The organism is Micromonospora sp. CA-263727 (assembly GCF_050942455.1).
Lineage (GTDB): Bacteria > Actinomycetota > Actinomycetes > Mycobacteriales > Micromonosporaceae > Micromonospora.
In genome coordinates this window covers 464,846-480,263 of record NZ_CP192031.1, presented here as the reverse complement: position 1 = coordinate 480,263, position 15,418 = coordinate 464,846, and the positions used below count along the sequence as shown (strand labels likewise).

At 72.0% G+C, this 15,418-nt stretch carries 11 protein-coding genes; 2 read left to right on the top strand and 9 right to left on the bottom strand.

Translation table 11 applies throughout. The features are described 5' to 3' along the window. Positions 1 to 145: 145 nt before the first annotated feature. Together ACQPYA_RS02175 and tmk are read right to left on the bottom strand one after the other, a co-directional pair. Positions 146 to 1,405, bottom strand: coding sequence for a DNA polymerase III subunit delta' (locus ACQPYA_RS02175; protein ID WP_433530958.1), 1,260 nt, complete (start codon positions 1,403 to 1,405; stop codon positions 146 to 148). Then, the gene (gene tmk / locus ACQPYA_RS02170) at positions 1,405 to 3,465 is read right to left on the bottom strand and encodes a dTMP kinase (protein WP_433533358.1); all 2,061 of its coding nucleotides are present in this window, start codon (positions 3,463 to 3,465) and stop codon (positions 1,405 to 1,407) included. Before tmk ends, ACQPYA_RS02175 begins: the two co-directional genes overlap by 1 nt. A gap of 388 nt (positions 3,466 to 3,853) precedes the next feature. On the opposite strand from tmk, the gene ACQPYA_RS02165 reads away from it, so the two are divergent. Further along, positions 3,854 to 5,062 (top strand): amino acid deaminase/aldolase, encoded by a 1,209-nt coding sequence (locus ACQPYA_RS02165; protein WP_433530957.1) that lies wholly within the window; start codon positions 3,854 to 3,856, stop codon positions 5,060 to 5,062. Positions 5,063 to 5,080: 18 nt separating this feature from the next. On the opposite strand, the gene ACQPYA_RS02160 is transcribed toward ACQPYA_RS02165, so the two are convergent. After that, positions 5,081 to 5,734 (bottom strand): TetR family transcriptional regulator, encoded by a 654-nt coding sequence (locus tag ACQPYA_RS02160; RefSeq protein WP_433533357.1) that lies wholly within the window; start codon positions 5,732 to 5,734, stop codon positions 5,081 to 5,083. A 222-nt stretch (positions 5,735 to 5,956) separates the two neighbouring features. Here ACQPYA_RS02160 and ACQPYA_RS02155 point away from each other — a divergent pair, with 222 nt between their 5' ends. Continuing rightward, on the top strand, positions 5,957 to 7,294 hold the full coding sequence (locus ACQPYA_RS02155; RefSeq protein ID WP_433530956.1) for a D-arabinono-1,4-lactone oxidase: 1,338 nt from the start codon (positions 5,957 to 5,959) through the stop codon (positions 7,292 to 7,294). Between the two features lie 25 nt (positions 7,295 to 7,319). Here ACQPYA_RS02155 and topA read toward each other — a convergent pair whose 3' ends face one another. The 6 genes from topA to ACQPYA_RS02125 form a co-directional block, all read right to left on the bottom strand. Then, a complete protein-coding gene (topA, locus tag ACQPYA_RS02150) occupies positions 7,320 to 10,082 on the bottom strand; it encodes a type I DNA topoisomerase (RefSeq protein WP_433530955.1) in 2,763 nt (920 codons plus the stop codon). A gap of 431 nt (positions 10,083 to 10,513) precedes the next feature. Beyond that, positions 10,514 to 11,155, bottom strand: a complete 642-nt coding sequence (locus ACQPYA_RS02145; protein ID WP_433530954.1) for a hypothetical protein — start codon at positions 11,153 to 11,155, stop codon at positions 10,514 to 10,516. Continuing rightward, positions 11,146 to 11,688: a hypothetical protein gene (locus tag ACQPYA_RS02140; protein WP_433530953.1), complete on the bottom strand. Its 543-nt coding sequence runs from the start codon at positions 11,686 to 11,688 to the stop codon at positions 11,146 to 11,148. Before ACQPYA_RS02140 ends, ACQPYA_RS02145 begins: the two co-directional genes overlap by 10 nt. A 119-nt stretch (positions 11,689 to 11,807) precedes the next feature. Next, positions 11,808 to 14,204 (bottom strand): sodium-translocating pyrophosphatase, encoded by a 2,397-nt coding sequence (locus ACQPYA_RS02135; RefSeq protein ID WP_433530952.1) that lies wholly within the window; start codon positions 14,202 to 14,204, stop codon positions 11,808 to 11,810. 317 nt (positions 14,205 to 14,521) lie between these two features. Next, the gene (locus ACQPYA_RS02130) at positions 14,522 to 14,956 is read right to left on the bottom strand and encodes an ATP-binding protein (protein ID WP_433533356.1); all 435 of its coding nucleotides are present in this window, start codon (positions 14,954 to 14,956) and stop codon (positions 14,522 to 14,524) included. Next, entirely contained in the window at positions 14,956 to 15,297 is a 342-nt protein-coding gene (locus tag ACQPYA_RS02125; RefSeq protein WP_433530951.1) for an STAS domain-containing protein, read from the bottom strand. The genes ACQPYA_RS02130 and ACQPYA_RS02125 overlap by 1 nt, the downstream gene beginning before the upstream one ends. Positions 15,298 to 15,418: the final 121 nt, after the last annotated feature.

The window sequence follows — 15,418 nt, the reverse complement described above, 5'->3', positions numbered from 1 at the left end:
CTCCCCGACCATTGTCACTGTGCGTGCTGCCGCCGTCACCACGGCACACCGGACCGTACCGCACCCGAATTGCGTGTGTCGATGCCTGTGGAGAACCGGTCCGGCCGGCAGGACGCCTGGCCGGACCTCGTCCGGGAATGCCGGGTCAGCCCTTCCAGAGGGCGAGCATCATGGCTTCGACGGCGATCCGGGGCTTGACGTTGGCTTCGATCGCGGTACGACAGGCGAGCACCGCCTCCAGACGCCGCAGCGCCCCCTCCGGCTGCCAGCGACGGGCCCCGGCGTCGGTCAGCTCGACGGCGTCGGTGTGTACCGGCGCCACCGACGCGCCCAGCGCCGTGGTCAACGCGTCCCGGTAGAAGGCGGCCAGGTCGACCAGGGCCCGGTCCAGCGCGTCCCGCTGGGCCCGGGTCGCCCGTGACTTCTGCCGCCGCTCCAGCTCCTTGAGCTGCCCGGCGGCCCCCCGCGCCGCACCCGCCGCACCCCGGCCGGTGCCGCCCGCGCCGAGTGCGGTCTCCAGCGCCGCCCGCTCGGCCGCGTCGATCTCCGCGACCGACGCCGCGGCCTCCGCCACGGCCGCCTCGATCAGCGCGGAGGCCGCGTCGAACGCGGCGCCCACGCCGGTCAGCCGGCGCGGCACCGCGAGCACCGCCTCCCGCCGGGCACGGGACTGCGGATCGCCGGCCAGCCGCCGGGCCCGCCCCACATGGCCCTGGGTGGCCGCCGCCGCCCACCGGGCCACGTCGGGCGCGATCCCGTCCCGGCGGACCAGCACCTCGGCCACCGCGTCGGGCGGCGGCTGCCGCAGCGGTACGACCCGGCACCGCGACCGGATGGTCACCGAGATGTCGTCCGGGTGGGTGGAGGGTGCGCAGAGCAGGAAGACGGTTCGCGGCGGCGGCTCCTCCACCGCCTTGAGCAGCGCGTTTCCGGCCGCCTCGGTCAGCCGGTCGGCATCTTCGATGATCACGATCTGCCAGCGCCCGCCGGACGGGGTGCTGGCCGCGCGGAGCACCAGCGCCCGCATCTCGTTGACGCCGATGGAGAGCCCTTCGGGAACCACCAGCCGCACGTCGGCATGGGTGCCGGCGAGGGTGGTGTGGCAGCCGGGACACTCGCCGCAGCCGGTGCCGTGCACGCATTGCAGCGCGGCGGCGAAGGCGCGTGCCGCGACCGACCGACCCGAACCCGGCGGCCCGGTGAAGATCCACGCATGGGTCATTCCCGCGCCCGGGTCCCCGGCCTCCGCCGGAGCCGCGCCGCCCTCCCCGGGGGAAGCCGCGCCATCGTCCCCGGGCGGGCGGGTGCCGGCGGTGTGCAGGACGGCGGCGGCCGCTGCGGCGGCCCGGCGCAGCGTGGCCACCGCCTCGTCCTGCCCGACCAGGTCGGCAAAGGCGTCCGGCATCAGGTCCGCTCCGTCGTCACCAGCTCCGTTGGGGATAACTCGGACTGCACCGAGGTGTCCGGGCCGTTGGCCGGACCCGGGTGGTTCACGCCGCCGGCCGCGTCGAGCATCTCCGTCACCCGGCGGGCCACCCGCTCGGCGATCTCGTCGGTCGGGCGGGCGGCGTCGAGCACCAGGTAGCGCTTCGGGTCGGCGGCGGCGAGGTCGAGGAAGGCGTACCGGACCCGCTCGTGGAAGGCGACCGACTCGGCCTCCAGCCGATCGGCGGCCTGACTGCGCGCGGCGACCCGGGACAGCCCGGTGCGCGGGTCGATGTCCAGCAGCACCACCAGGTCGGGCTTGAGCCCGCCGGTGGCCCAGGAGGAGAGCCAGGACACCTCCTCGACCGGCAGCGTACGGCCGGCGCCCTGATACGCCAGGGACGAGTCGACGTACCGGTCACTGAGTACCACCGCCCCCCGGACCAGGGCGGGCCGGACCACGGTGGCCACGTGGTGCGCCCGGTCGGCGGCGTAGAGCAGCGCCTCGGCGCGCGCTGAGGGCGCCTCGTCGGCGGAGGTGTCGAGCACCAGCGACCGGATCCGGGCGCCGATGCCGGTCGCCCCCGGCTCCCGGGTCACCACCACGTCCCGTCCATCGCCCCGCAGCCGCTCGGCCAACTGGGCCAACTGGGTCGACTTGCCCGCGCCCTCGCCACCCTCGAAGACCACGAAGAGCCCGGCCGAGACGAACGGTTCGGCCGGCATCAGCGGACGGCCCCGGACCGACCCCCAGAGGTCGGCCAGCACCGGAACGCCCTTCTTATCGTCCATCTGGCGGAACGCGCTGATCCCGGCGAAGATCCCGGCCACGCCGGCGGCGAGCAGCAGCAGGCGGGTGGTGGAGACCGAGATCTGCGTACCGGCGATCTCCAGGGTTCGTGACCCGCCGAGACCGGCCAGCACGCTGCCCAGCGCGATGGCCAGGATCAGCACCAGCCGGGTGCCGATCTGCACCACGGCGAAGACCCGGCCGCGTACCTCGTCGGCGACCTCGCCGCCGAGCAGGGTGGTGCCCGACAGGAAGGCCATCCCGGCACCGGCGCCGACCAGGATCGCCCCGACCATCGCCATGGAGAGGTGGATGGCGAAGGCCAGGGTCATCACCGAGGCGCTGGCCAGCACGATGCTCATGCCGAACCAGCGGCGCCGGGACATGTCCCGCACGATCGTCGGGCCGAGCCCGATGCCGACCGCCAGGCCGACGAAGATCGCACCGAACAACAGGAAGAACGCGGCGTCACCGGCGTTGAGCGAGGTGGCGAAGAACTGCGCGGTGCCGATGACGATGCCGCCGCCGGCGAACGCGCCGAGAATGCCGAGCACCAGGCCCCGCACCAGTGGGGTGTGCCCGATGAACCGCCAGCCCTCGACGAACTGCCGGACCATGCTCTGGTCGGTGCGCTGCTGCCCGGCGGCTCTACCCTGGCTGATCTCCTTGATCCCGTACAGCACCACCAGCGCGGTGGCCAGCCGGGAGAACGCGTTGACCCAGAGGGCGAGCTGTGCGGGCTCGGCCCAGGCCGGCATGTCCCCGCCGACGATCGTCCGGACGCTGCGGTCGAGCACCGCCGCGACGACCGCGGCGAGCACCGGCGTGAGGCCGTACGTGGTGATCAGGGTCAGCTGGTTGGCGGCCTCCAGCCGGGCCCGCGGGATGAGGTTCGGGACCGCGGCCTCCTTGGCCGGGATCCACAGCAGGGTGGCCGTCTCGATCAGGAAGGTGGCGATGGCGGCCCACCCCACCACCGCCGCGCCGCTGGCCCCGAGCAGCGCGACCAGCGGGATCGAGGCGAACAGCAGGAAGCGCAGCACATCACAGATGACCATCGTCCAGCGCCGGTCGAACCGGTCGGCGAGCACGCCCGCGATCGGCCCGAGCACCAGCGCCGGCAGCAGCCGGACGGCGATCACGCTGCCGAAGGCCACCCCCTTGGCGGTGCTTCCCTGCACCTGGGCCGCGGCAAAGACCGACGTGGCGAGCAGGCCGAACCAGTCGCCGAAGGAGGCCGCGCCGAGCACGATCCAGAGCCGGCGGAACGGCCGGATGCGCAGCACCGAGCGGATCGCGCCGTATCCGGTGAGGTCGGTCTGGCCGGCGGGCGCACCCGCTGGGCCCGACGCCCCGCCTGGTTGGTCGGGCTGGCTCTTCGGGCTCGCTGTGCCGGCGGGCTGGTCCGCGGACGGCGACACGCCGGACGACTCGCCGTTGAACTGGCTTTCGATGGCCGTACCTCCACGTGCCGGCCCATCGCTGGGCACCCCCGGTGGAACACTCTAGACCCGACAGGAACCTCTGCCCGTCGTGCATCGCCTGCTCGCCGCAGCCTAGGCCGCGGTTGCCAGCTCGACCCAGGCGAGCAGACGCGAGGGTGTTTCGCATTAACCGTTTCACAGTTAGCGTGCACACGTGGCCACCGACAGCGAGAACCTGCGCCACCGGCTGGACCGGGCGACCGCGCACCTCGACCCGCCGTACGCGGTGGTCGACCTTCCGGCCTTCGACGCCAACGCCGCCGCGCTCGCCGCCCGGGCCGGCGGCAAGCCGTTGCGGATCGCCAGCAAGTCGCTGCGCAGCCGGGAGCTGATCACCCGCGCGCTGGCCCGGCCGGGCTGGCACGCGGTGATGGCCTTCACGCTGCCCGAGGCGATCTGGCTGGTCCGCACCGGGGTGACCGCCGACGCGCTGGTGGCGTACCCGACGGTCGACCGGGGCGCGCTGGCCGAACTCGCCGCCGATCCGGCGCTCGCGGCGGCGGTCACCCTGATGGTCGACGACCCCGACCAACTGGACCTCTGCGACGCGGTGTGCGCTCCCAGACGCCGTCCCGAACTGCGGGTCTGCCTCGACCTGGACGCCTCGTGGCGACTGCTCGGCGGGCGGGTGCACATCGGGGTCCACCGCTCACCGCTGCACAGCGCCCGGGCGGCCGGCCGGATGGCCGCCACCGTCGCCGGCCGGCCGGGCTTCCGGCTGGTCGGCCTGATGTCGTACGAGGCGCAGATCGCCGGCCTGGGCGACGCACCGCCCGGGCAGGCGATGCTCGGCACCGCGATCCGGCTGGCCCAGCGCGGCTCGTACCGCGAGTTGCTGGCCCGCCGGAGCGCGGCGGTGGCCGCCGTACGCGAGCACGCCGACCTGGAGTTCGTCAACGGTGGCGGCACCGGCAGCGTGGCCGCGACCAGCGCGGATCCCGCGGTAACCGAGATCACCGCGGGATCCGGCCTGTACGGGCCGACGCTGTTCGACGGGTACCGCAGCTGGCGCCCCACCCCGGCGGCCTTCTTCGCCTGCGCGGTGGTCCGCCGGCCGGCACCGGGGTTGGCCACCGTGCTCGGTGGCGGCTGGATCGCCTCCGGCTCGGCCGACGACAGCCGGCTGCCCCGGCCATGGCTGCCTGCCGGGCTCAAGCTGATCGGCGCCGAGGGGGCCGGCGAGGTGCAGACCCCCCTGGCCGGCACGACGGCCGCCACCCTGCGGATCGGCGACCGGGTCTGGTTCCGCCACGCCAAGTCCGGTGAGCTGTGCGAACGGGTCAACGAACTACACCTGGTGGACGGCGACGACGTGGTGGCAACCGTGCCGACCTACCGGGGCGAGGGCCGGGCCTTTCTCTGACGCGGGACCGCGGCGATGTCAGGCGGGCTGGGCGGCCGGCTCGGCCACCACCTCGGCCCCGGAGATCTGGTCGTCGGCCGGCTTGGCCGGTTGCACGACCGGCCGGTGGCCGGCATCGCCCCGCGCGTTCACCTGGCGGTGCAGGTACTCACGGATCAGCGCCTTCGCCTCGGTCAGCACCCGGTCGTCGCCGTCCGGCTTCCGCCGGAACGCGAGCTTGATCAGCGCGTCGGCCGCCTCCACCGCGATCTCCAGATGGAAGCGCAGGTCCGGCACGTCGGCAAGGCCGAACCGCTCGGTGAGCACCCGGCCCAACTGGTCGGCGATCACCCCGTTGTTGTCCCGCTGCTCATCGAGCAGATGCAGGTCGACCACGTCGCCGAAGTGCAGGGTACGGAACCCGGGGACGGTGCGGTGCATCGTGATGTACTCATCGATGCCCGCGTCGACCCCGTCCCACCAGTGGGTCAGGTCGTCCGAGGCGAAGCGCTCGTCGAGCCGCTGGAGGTAGGACTCCATCGTGCGCAGGGTCAGCGCCTGCACGATCGCCCGCTTGTCCGGAAAGAACTGGTAGACCGACCCGATCGCCACCTCGGCCCGCTCGGCGAGCAGGGTGGTGGTCAGCCCCTCGTACCCCACCTCGTCGACGAGTTCGGCGCAGGCGTCCAGCATCCGCTGGACCCGCGCGACACTACGGCCCTGCACCGGTACACGGCGCAGCGGCCCGGTCGTGGCGGCTGAAGTGGACACTCGCCACCCCCTCTCGACGGATGAAGATATCTACAAGTCACGAGTACGTGACTACCGGTACAACGAGCGGACCTCGATTGCGGTGTTTACCAGGAACAACGTTCCTGATATGAATTCGGTTCATATTCACGTTGAGGAGCGCTGATGGCCGGAACCGCACCCGCCGACGTCGCCGCCTGGTCGAACTGGTCCGGCAACCAGCACAGCACCGCGACCGCCGTCCTACGCCCCTCGTCCATCGCCGAGGTCGCCGAGCAGGTCCGTTCCGCTGCCGAGACCGGTGAGCGGATCCGCCCGGTCGGCAGCGGCCACTCCTTCACCCCCGTCGCGATCGGCGACGGGCAGCGGATGGACCTCACCCAACTCGCCATCGACGTACACGTGGACGTCGATCGGCGCCTCGCCACCGTACCGGCCGGGATGACCCTGCGGGAGCTGAACGCCCTACTCGCCAGTCACCGGCTCGCGTTGCCGAACCTCGGCGACATCGACGCGCAGACCGTGGCCGGCGCGATCTCCACCGGCACCCATGGTACCGGCGCGGCCTACGGCGGACTGGCCACCTTCGTCGAGGCGTTGACCCTGGTCACCGGGGCCGGCGAGGTGCTGCGCTGCTCCGCCGAGGAGCACCCCGAGGTGTTCGACGCAGCCCGGATCTCGCTCGGCGCGCTCGGCGTACTGGTCGAGGTGACCCTGCGCTGCGTGGACGCCTTCGTGCTCCGGGCCCACGAACGCCCGGCGCTGCTCGACTCCGTGCTGGCCGACCTGCCCGGCCTGGTCGCCGGGCACGACCACGTCGAGTTCTTCTGGTTTCCCTACACGGACCGGGTGCAGCTGAAGGTCAACGATCGGGCGGCCACCGACGACCACCCGCTACCCCGCTGGCGCAGTTGGCTGGACGACGATTTCCTGGCCAACACCGTCTTCGCCGGTGCCTGCCGGCTCGGCCGCGCGGTGCCGGCCCTGGCGCCGGGGATCAGCGCGGTCTCCGCCCGGGCGCTCAGCGAGCGCGTCTACACCGGCCGCTCCGACGCGGTCTTCTGTAGCCCGCGCCGGGTCCGCTTCCTGGAGATGGAGTACGCCCTGCCGCGCGACGCCCTACCGGCCGCGCTCGACGCGCTGCGCCGGATCATCGACAAGCTGCCGTTCAGGGTGCTCTTCCCGGTCGAGGTGCGCTTCACCGCCGCCGACCGGATCTGGCTGTCGCACTCCTACGGACGCGATTCCGCATACGTCGCCCTGCACCAGTACGCCGGCATGCCGTACGAGCCCTTCTTCCGGGCCTTCGAGGAGGTGGCGACCGACCTGTCCGGACGCCCGCACTGGGGCAAACTGCACTGGCGCGACGCCGCCTCGCTGGCCCCCGCCTACCCCCGCTGGCACGACTTCCAGCAACTCCGCACCCGCCTGGATCCCCACCACACCTTCCAGACCCCCCACCTGTCCACCCTCCTCGGCGAGCCACCCACACTCGCCGCCTGATCCCGTTACCAGGATCCGGATGTGGTCAGTCGGTGCGGGCGGTGGTGGTCTTCTTGGCGGGGGTGGACTTGGCCGCGGCGGTCTTCTTGGCGGCGGCCTTCTTGGCAGGCGCCTTCTTGGCCGCGGCCTTCTTCTTCGGGGCCGGGCCCTTCGCCCGCTTCTCGGCGAGCATCTCGGCGGCCTCTTCCAGGCTCAGCGCCTCGGGGGTCTGCCCCCGCCGCAGGGAGGCGTTGGTTTCCCCGTCGGTGACATACGGGCCGAACCGGCCGTCCTTGATGACCAGCGGCTTCTCGGTCAGCGGGTCGACGCCCATCTCCCGCAGCGGCGGCGCGGCGGCCCGGCGCTGGCGGGTCTTCGGGGCGGCCAGCAGCGCCAGCGCCTCGTCCAGCGTGACGGAGAACATCTTGTCTTCCGAGTCCAGCGAGCGGAACTCGTCACCACGCTTGACGTACGGGCCGTAGCGGCCGTTGTTGGCGAACACCTCGGCGCCGTCCGGGCCCACCCCGATCAGCCGGGGCAGGCTCAACAGCTTGAGCGCCTCGTCGAGGCTGAGCGAATCCGGTGACTGCGAGCGCAGCAGCGACGACTTCCGCTCGCCACTGGCCACGTACGGGCCGAACCGGCCGGACTTGAGCAGGATCGGCTCCCCGGTCGCCGGGTCGTCACCGAGCTTGCGCTCGCCACCGCCGCCGAGGAACAGCTCGTGCACCTTCTCCGGGGTCAGTTCGTCCGGTGCCAGGCCCTCCGGGATCGGCGCCCGGTCGCCCGGGGTCGCGCCCTCCTCGCCCTCCGCGGCGGGCGCCTGCTCCTCGCCGGGCACCCGGCGTTGCAGGTACGGCCCGTACCGGCCGACCCGCACCACCACCTCACGCCCCTCGTCGTCGGTGAAGAGCCGGATCGAGTTGACGCTGCGCGCGTCGATCTCGCTGAGGTTCTCGGTGACCAGCTTCTTCAGCCCACCGGAGCGGGCGATGTCCTGGTCGCCGGCGCCGTTGGTGGTGCCGAAGTAGAACGCGGTGAGGAAGTCGACCGCGGCGTGGTCGCCGCCGGCGATCTCGTCCAGCTCGTTCTCCATGCTGGCCGTGAAGTCGTAGTCGATCAGGCGCGGGTAGTGCCGCTCCATCAGCCCGATCACCGCGAACGCCAGGAAGGACGGGATCATCGCCTGGCCACGCTTCACGACGTACCCGCGGTCCTGGATGGTCTGCATGATCGACGCGTAGGTGGACGGGCGGCCGATGCCCAGCTCTTCCAGCGCCTTGACCAGCGACGCCTCGGTGTAGCGGGCCGGCGGCTGGGTGTGGTGGCCCTGCGCGGCCAACTCGTCGGCGGTCAGCGGCTGGTCCTTGACCAGGTTGGGCAGCCGGCGCTCGGCGTCCTCGGCCTCGGCGTTCTCGTCGTCGCTGGACTCGACGTACGCGCGCAGGAAGCCCGGGTCGGTGATGGTCTTGCCGGTGGCCCCGAAGTCGGCCTCCTCGCCGCCGGCCGTGGTCGCCCGGATCCGCACCGAGACGCTGGAGCCGACCGCGTCGGTCATCTGCGAGGCGATGGTGCGCCGCCAGATCAGCTCGTAGAGCTTGAACTCCTCGGCCGACAACTCCTTGGCCACCTCACCCGGGGTGCGGAAGTTGTCCCCCGCCGGACGGATCGCCTCGTGCGCCTCCTGCGCGTTCTTCACCTTGCCGGTGTAGCGGCGCGGCTCCGGCGGCACGCTGCGCTCGCCGTACAGCTCGACGATCTGCCGGCGGGCCGCCACGATGGCGGTCTCCGACAGGTTGACCGAGTCGGTACGCATATAGGTGATGTAGCCGTTCTCGTAGAGCCGCTGCGCGGTGCGCATCGTCTGCTGCGACGAGAACCGCAGCTTGCGGGCCGCCTCCTGCTGGAGGGTGGAGGTGATGAACGGCGCGTACGGGCGACGGCGGTAGGGCTTCTCCTCGACCCGCGTGACGGTGAACGGCCGCCCCTCCAGCCGCGCGGCGAGCCCGCGAGCGCCGGCCTCGTCGAGGTGCACGACGCCCGCCCCGGCGCGGACGCGGCCGGTGGTGGGCTCGAAGTCCTTGCCGGTGGCGATCCGGTCGCCGTTCAGCGCGACCAGGGTGGCGTTGAAGTTGCGCGGCCCCTCGCCGGCGTTCGCCACCGCCAGGGTGGCCAGGATGTCCCAGTACTCGGCGGTGCGGAAGGCCATCCGCTGCCGCTCCCGCTCGACCACGATCCGGGTCGCCACGGACTGCACCCGGCCCGCCGAGAGCTTCGGCATGACCTTCTTCCACAGCACCGGCGAGACCTCGTAGCCGTACAGCCGGTCGAGGATGCGCCGGGCCTCCTGGGCATCGACCAGGTCCCGGTCGATCTCGCGCGGGTTGGCCACCGCCGCCTGGATCGCCGGCTTGGTGATCTCGTGGAAGACCATCCGCCGGACCGGCACCTTCGGCTTGAGCGTCTCCACCAGGTGCCAGGCGATCGCCTCGCCCTCGCGGTCCTCGTCCGTGGCGAGGAAGATCTCGTCGACCTCCTTGGCCAGCTTGGTCAGCTTGCTGATCTGCTGCTTGCGGTCGGCGGAGACGACGTAGAGGGCGTGGAAGCCGTTGTCGACGTCCACCCCGAGCCGGGCCCACGGCTCGCCCTTGTAGCGGGCGGGGACGTCGGCGGCGTTGCGGGGCAGGTCGCGGACGTGCCCGAAGCTGGCCTCCACGACGTACCCCGGGCCGAGGTAGCCCGAGATCGTCTTGGCCTTCGCCGGAGACTCGACGATGACCAGACGGGTGGTTCCAGCTCTGCTCGGCACGTCTGTTTCGACCTCATTCCTAACTCTCGGCCGCGCCTGCCGGGTTCGGGGCGCACTCGACCCACCGGTACCCGGTGGTCCGGATGTCCAACGTAACGCGCCGTCCGTGTTTCGGGTTTCGCGGGCGGCGGATCCGCCCGGGACGATCTGTGGTCGCGCCGGACGGCGTCACCGTACACCCTGAGTAGGGCGTGGAGCGGGCCACTGTGACCATGGCAGCCCCTCGGTGGAGGTAGAACCCCACCAATTCTCCCCACCCTCCCCGCTCGCCGGCTGTCCCCGATCAGACACCCACCACCCCCGCCCCCACCCACCCCTGGGGCCGATCATGCAGTTGTGGTGCCTCACAAAAGCCGCGCATCACCATATAACTTCCACCACAACTGCATGATCGACAGGGGGTGGGTGGGTGGGGTGGGGTGGGGGTGGGGCTAGGGGTGGGGGGGCCAGGTGGGGGGGGGGGGGGGGGGGGGGCGGGGGCCGACGAGTTCGGCCAGACGCAGCAGGTTGCGGCGGCCGGCGATCCGGTAGGCCGGACCGCCCGCGTCGGGCGGCACCAGATCTCCGGCCAGGCCGACCGCGGCGAGGGCCGCGCCGACCGCCGCCCAGCGCTCCGGGTCGGTGCCGCCGAGACGGAGCAGGAAAGCCGGCGGCTCGGCCAAACCGGCGGCGGCGAGCCACAGCCGCAACCGTCGGCCGTCGAGCTGAAACCCGGCGGGCGGATGCTGTGTCGGGCCGCCCAGCCAGGCCGCCGCCAGCGGCACGATCGTCCGGGTGTACGCGGTGCGCACGGCGTACCGCTGGTCCTCGGTGGGTGCCCAGGTCGCCGGGACGCCCCGCACGGCCAGCTCGGCGACGAGCACGTGCACCCGCCAGGCGGCATCCACCACCACCGACAACCGGGCCGTGCCGCCCATCCGGTGCACCTCGCCCGGCCCGGCGAGCAGCCCCGCGAGGTCGGCGACGGAAGGGTCGCCGGTTTCCGCGCCGAAGAAGACCAACTGCCGGTCCGGGTCGGCGCCCGGCTCGGCCGGTTGCGGCGTCGGTGACTCGCCGGGACCGCTCAACGGCATTCAGGTACCTCGTCGAAGGCGCGCTTCAGTTCCTCGGAGTTGAGCTGGGTGGTGTCCAGCGCGCTCGCGTCGTACTCCTGCTGGAGGGTCTCCACCGCGGCGCGGACGCCGTCGTAGAAGACGGTGGCCTCGCCGGTGCCCAGCCCGTCGATGGTGGCTCCGGCCCGACCGTAGGCGTCCCGCATCGAGGCGAGTGAGGTCCGGAAGCCGGCCGAGACCTCCGCGCCGTGCTCGACGTTCGGCACCCCCGCCTGCTCCACCTTGCGCCGGGCGGTCTCGCTGGCCTGCTCGGCCCCGCCGAAGAGCCGGACCAGGTTCTCCTTGGCCTGCGCGGGAGTCGTCTGCGCGGTCATCTGCTGGTTGGTGCTGCTGGTCAGCTTGCTGATCTCGGCCCGCCAGGGGGTCAGCGCCGAACACACCGAGGTCGCCCAGGCCCGGGGGCTGGGACCGCTGGACCCGCAGGCGGCCAGGAGAACCAGCGTGGCCAGGACCACCGTGAGCTTTCCGGCCGCCGCCGCCCGGCACGTACGCATGCGTTGCAGGGTACGGCTTCTCCCCGCTGGTCGGCACCGGTCAGGTGGCCCGGCCCCGCAGGCAGACCGGTCCCCGGCCGACGGTTGCGTCGACCGGGGACCGGGAGTGCCGTACGGGGTCAGGCCTTGATCGCCTCCGGACGCGGGTCCGCGTTGCCGGAGTCGCTGTCGGTGTCGTCGCCCATCGCGATGCTCTTGCGCTTGCTGAACACCACCGCCGCGACCACGACCAGCGTGGCCACCACCGCGATGGTGATCCGCAGGCCCACGTTGCGGTCGTCACCGATGCTCCACGCCACCACGGCCGGCGCGATCAGCAGCGAGACCAGGTTCATCACCTTGAGCAGCGGGTTGATGGCCGGGCCCGCGGTGTCCTTGAACGGGTCGCCGACGGTGTCGCCGATGACGGTCGCGGAATGCGCCTCGGAGCCCTTGCCGCCGTACGCGCCGTCCTCGACCATCTTCTTGCTGTTGTCCCAGGCGCCACCGGAGTTGGCCAGGAAGACCGCCATCAGCGTGCCGGCCCCGATCGCCCCGGCCAGGTACGACGCCAGCGCGCCGGGCCCGAGGCCGAAACCGACCGCGATCGGCGCCATGATCGCCAGCAGGCCGGGGGTCAGCAGCTCGCGCTGCGCGTCCCGGGTGCAGATGTCGACGACCTTGCCGTACTCCGGGCGCTGGGAGTAGTCCATGATCCCGGGCAGCTCACGGAACTGCCGGCGGACCTCCATCACGACTGCGCCGGCCGAGCGGGAGACCGCGTTGATGGCCAGGCCGGAGAAGAGGAACACCACCGCCGCACCGATGATCAGGCCGACCAGGTTCTGCGGGTTGGCCACGTTCAGCGCGTTGAGGATCTCGGCGCCGACGTCGGTCACCCCGGCGTCCGCGTACGCGATGCGCAGCGTGTCGGTGTACGAGCCAAAGAGCGCGGTCGCGGCCAGCACCGCGGTGGCGATCGCGATGCCCTTGGTGATCGCCTTGGTGGTGTTGCCCACCGCGTCCAGCTCGGTCAGCGTCCGGGCGCCCTGCTCGTCGATGTCGCCGGACATCTCGGCCACGCCCTGGGCGTTGTCGGAGATCGGGCCGAAGGTGTCCATCGCGACGATCACGCCGACGGTGGTGAGCAGACCGATGCCGGCCAGCGCCACGGCGAACAGCGACAGGGTGATCGAGCCGCCGCCCAGCAGGAAGGCGCCGAAGACACCGGCGGCGATGAGCAGCGCCGAGTAGACCGCGGACTCCAGGCCGACGCTGATGCCGGCGAGGATGACGGTGGCCGGGCCGGTCTGCGAACTCTTGCCGATGTCCTGCACCGGTCGACGGTTGGTCTCGGTGAAGTAGCCGGTCAGCGCCTGGATGGCGGCGGCGAGCACGATGCCGATGACGACCGCGCCGATGACCACGCCGCGCGGACCGAACGGCGGGTCCCCGCCGTCGACGCCGAGCGTCTCCCGCCAGCCGTCGCCGAGCTGCGCGGCCCAGGACGGCTGGAGGTAGGCGACCGTGGCCACCGCGACCAGCACGGCCGAGATCAACGCGGAGAGGTAGAAGGCCCGGTTGATCGCGGTCAGGCCGTTACGGTCGGAGGCGCGCAGCCGGGTGATGAAGACGCCGATGATGGCGACCAGCACCCCGATCGTGGAGATGATCAGCGGGAGCACCAGGCCGTCGGAGCCGAACGCGGCCCGGCCCAGGATCAGCGCGGCGACCAGGGTGACCGCGTACGACTCGAAGAGGTCGGCGGCCATGCCGGCGCAGTCACCGACGTTGTCGCCCACGTTGTCGGCGATGGTGGCGGCGTTGCGCGGGTCGTCCTCGGGGATGCCCTGCTCGACCTTGCCGACCAGGTCGGCGCCGACGTCGGCGGCCTTGGTGAAGATACCGCCGCCGACCCGCATGAACATGGCCAGCAGCGCGGCACCGAAGCCGAAGCCCTCCAGCACCGTCGGCGCGTCGCCCCGGAAGAGGAGGACGACCAGCGCGGCACCGAAGAGGCCGAGGCCGACGGTGAGGAAGCCGACCACGCCACCGGTCCGGAAGGCGATCTTCATGGCCGATTCCCGGCCGCCTTCACGCTCCCGGGCGGCGGCGGCCACCCGCAGGTTGGCCCGGGTGGCCAGCCACATGCCGGCACCGCCGATGAAGGCGCTGAACAGGGCACCGACCACGAAGAAGAGCGAGCGACCGAGCTTCACGGCCGTCTCGCTGCCCGCCGTGTCGTGCACCGGCAGCAGGAAGAGCAGGACCACGGCGATCGCCACGAAGATCGCCAGAGTCCGGAACTGCCGGCGCAGGTAGGCCGAGGCGCCCTCCTGAACGGCCCCGGAGATCTCCTGCATTTTTTCGGTGCCCTTGCCGGCGGCCAGCACGGTCTTTGTCAACGCGGCGGCGAAGGCGAGCGCGACCAACGCGATCACCGCGGCGATGACGACGTACGTGACATTGGCTCCGGAAAGGGAGATCCCGCCGTCGACGGAAATCCCGCCGCCCTCGGCGGCCAAGGTGTCGGACATCTGTGTCCTCCTGTGCCGAACAACGCGCCGGCCGGTGGAGACGCACCGACCGGCGCCTGGATGCGAATTCGCAAGTGCGCGCCGACCCACCCGGCCGAACCAGCGACGGACGCCCATCTGCGCTGGCTGTGCGCGGTGGATCACTTGCTGACAACCCGGGTACTGTAGCCCTCCGCAGTGTTCGAGGTCACACCGAGGTGGCACCCAAACTCGATGATCTTCGTCGCTGTGTTATGAATCGGAATCTGATATAGGGCCGGGTCCATGACAAAGTCGCCGCATTCCCAGGCCAGGGAAGACGGCGACTCGCCGGACGGTCAGCGGTGGACCGGCCAGACCATTCGCACCTCGGTGCCGATGCCGTCCTCCACCGGGCGCACCTGGAGGTCCTCGACAAAGCCGGCGAGCAGGGCGAAGCCGACACCGGTGGTGAGATCGTCCTCGTTCAGCGACTCGTTGGCCAGCTGATCGGCGTCCAGCGCGGCCAGGCCGATGCCCGCCTCGATCGGCGCCCGGTCCACCACCCGCACCGCGTACGACCCGGAGTCGGACATCTCCACCAGCACCGGGTCGGTCAGGCCGTACTGGCGGTGCAGGGCGACCGCGCGGGTGCACGCCTCGCCGATGGCCAGGCGCACCTCGTCGAGCAGGTCCTCGCGGACTCCCGCCCGGCGGGCGACCGCCACACCGACCAGGCGGGCGGTGCGCACGTGCACCGGAGCCGGCGAGAAGGAGAGCCGGACCGTGGCCATCACGCGCCGACGCCGGTCGCCGCTTCGACCGTAGGATGCAGCGGAAATACCTGGTCCAACGCGGTGATCCGGAAGATCTTGAGCAGTGGCTCCTTGTCGCAGACCAGGGCGAAGGTGCCATCGGCGGTGCGCAGCCGCTTGAGCGCGCCGACCAGCACGCCGAGCCCGGTGGAGTCGAGGAAGTCCACCCGGCCGAGATCCACCACCACGTGCCGCGCACCGGCGTCGATCAGTTCGAGGAGCCGCTCGCGCAGTCGAGGGGCGGTGTAGACGTCCACCTCACCGCCGACTTCGAGCACCGTGTGCTCCCCCACGGTGCGAGTCGCCAGCGACAGCTCCATCGGTACTCCCTCGCGCAGCCGTAAACTCTCTGGGCATTCAACCACTACCCCCGGCCCGACCGACGACTCACCGGGGGCGGTTCTTCCCGTTGCCCGGCACGCCGATTTCCCAATTCCGAAC

What these genes read in the sequence shown, in the direction of transcription:
- ACQPYA_RS02175 (WP_433530958.1), bottom strand. Translation starts at nt 1,405, where the DNA reads ATGCCGGACGCCTTTGCCGACCTGGTCGGGCAGGACGAGGCGGTGGCC.
- ACQPYA_RS02160 (WP_433533357.1), bottom strand. Translation starts at nt 5,734, where the DNA reads ATGCTGGACGCCTGCGCCGAACTCGTCGACGAGGTGGGGTACGAGGGG.
- ACQPYA_RS02155 (WP_433530956.1), top strand. Translation starts at nt 5,957, where the DNA reads ATGGCCGGAACCGCACCCGCCGACGTCGCCGCCTGGTCGAACTGGTCC.
- ACQPYA_RS02145 (WP_433530954.1), bottom strand. Translation starts at nt 11,155, where the DNA reads ATGCCGTTGAGCGGTCCCGGCGAGTCACCGACGCCGCAACCGGCCGAG.
- ACQPYA_RS02140 (WP_433530953.1), bottom strand. Translation starts at nt 11,688, where the DNA reads ATGCGTACGTGCCGGGCGGCGGCGGCCGGAAAGCTCACGGTGGTCCTG.
- ACQPYA_RS02135 (WP_433530952.1), bottom strand. Translation starts at nt 14,204, where the DNA reads ATGTCCGACACCTTGGCCGCCGAGGGCGGCGGGATTTCCGTCGACGGC.
- ACQPYA_RS02130 (WP_433533356.1), bottom strand. Translation starts at nt 14,956, where the DNA reads ATGGCCACGGTCCGGCTCTCCTTCTCGCCGGCTCCGGTGCACGTGCGC.
- ACQPYA_RS02125 (WP_433530951.1), bottom strand. Translation starts at nt 15,297, where the DNA reads ATGGAGCTGTCGCTGGCGACTCGCACCGTGGGGGAGCACACGGTGCTC.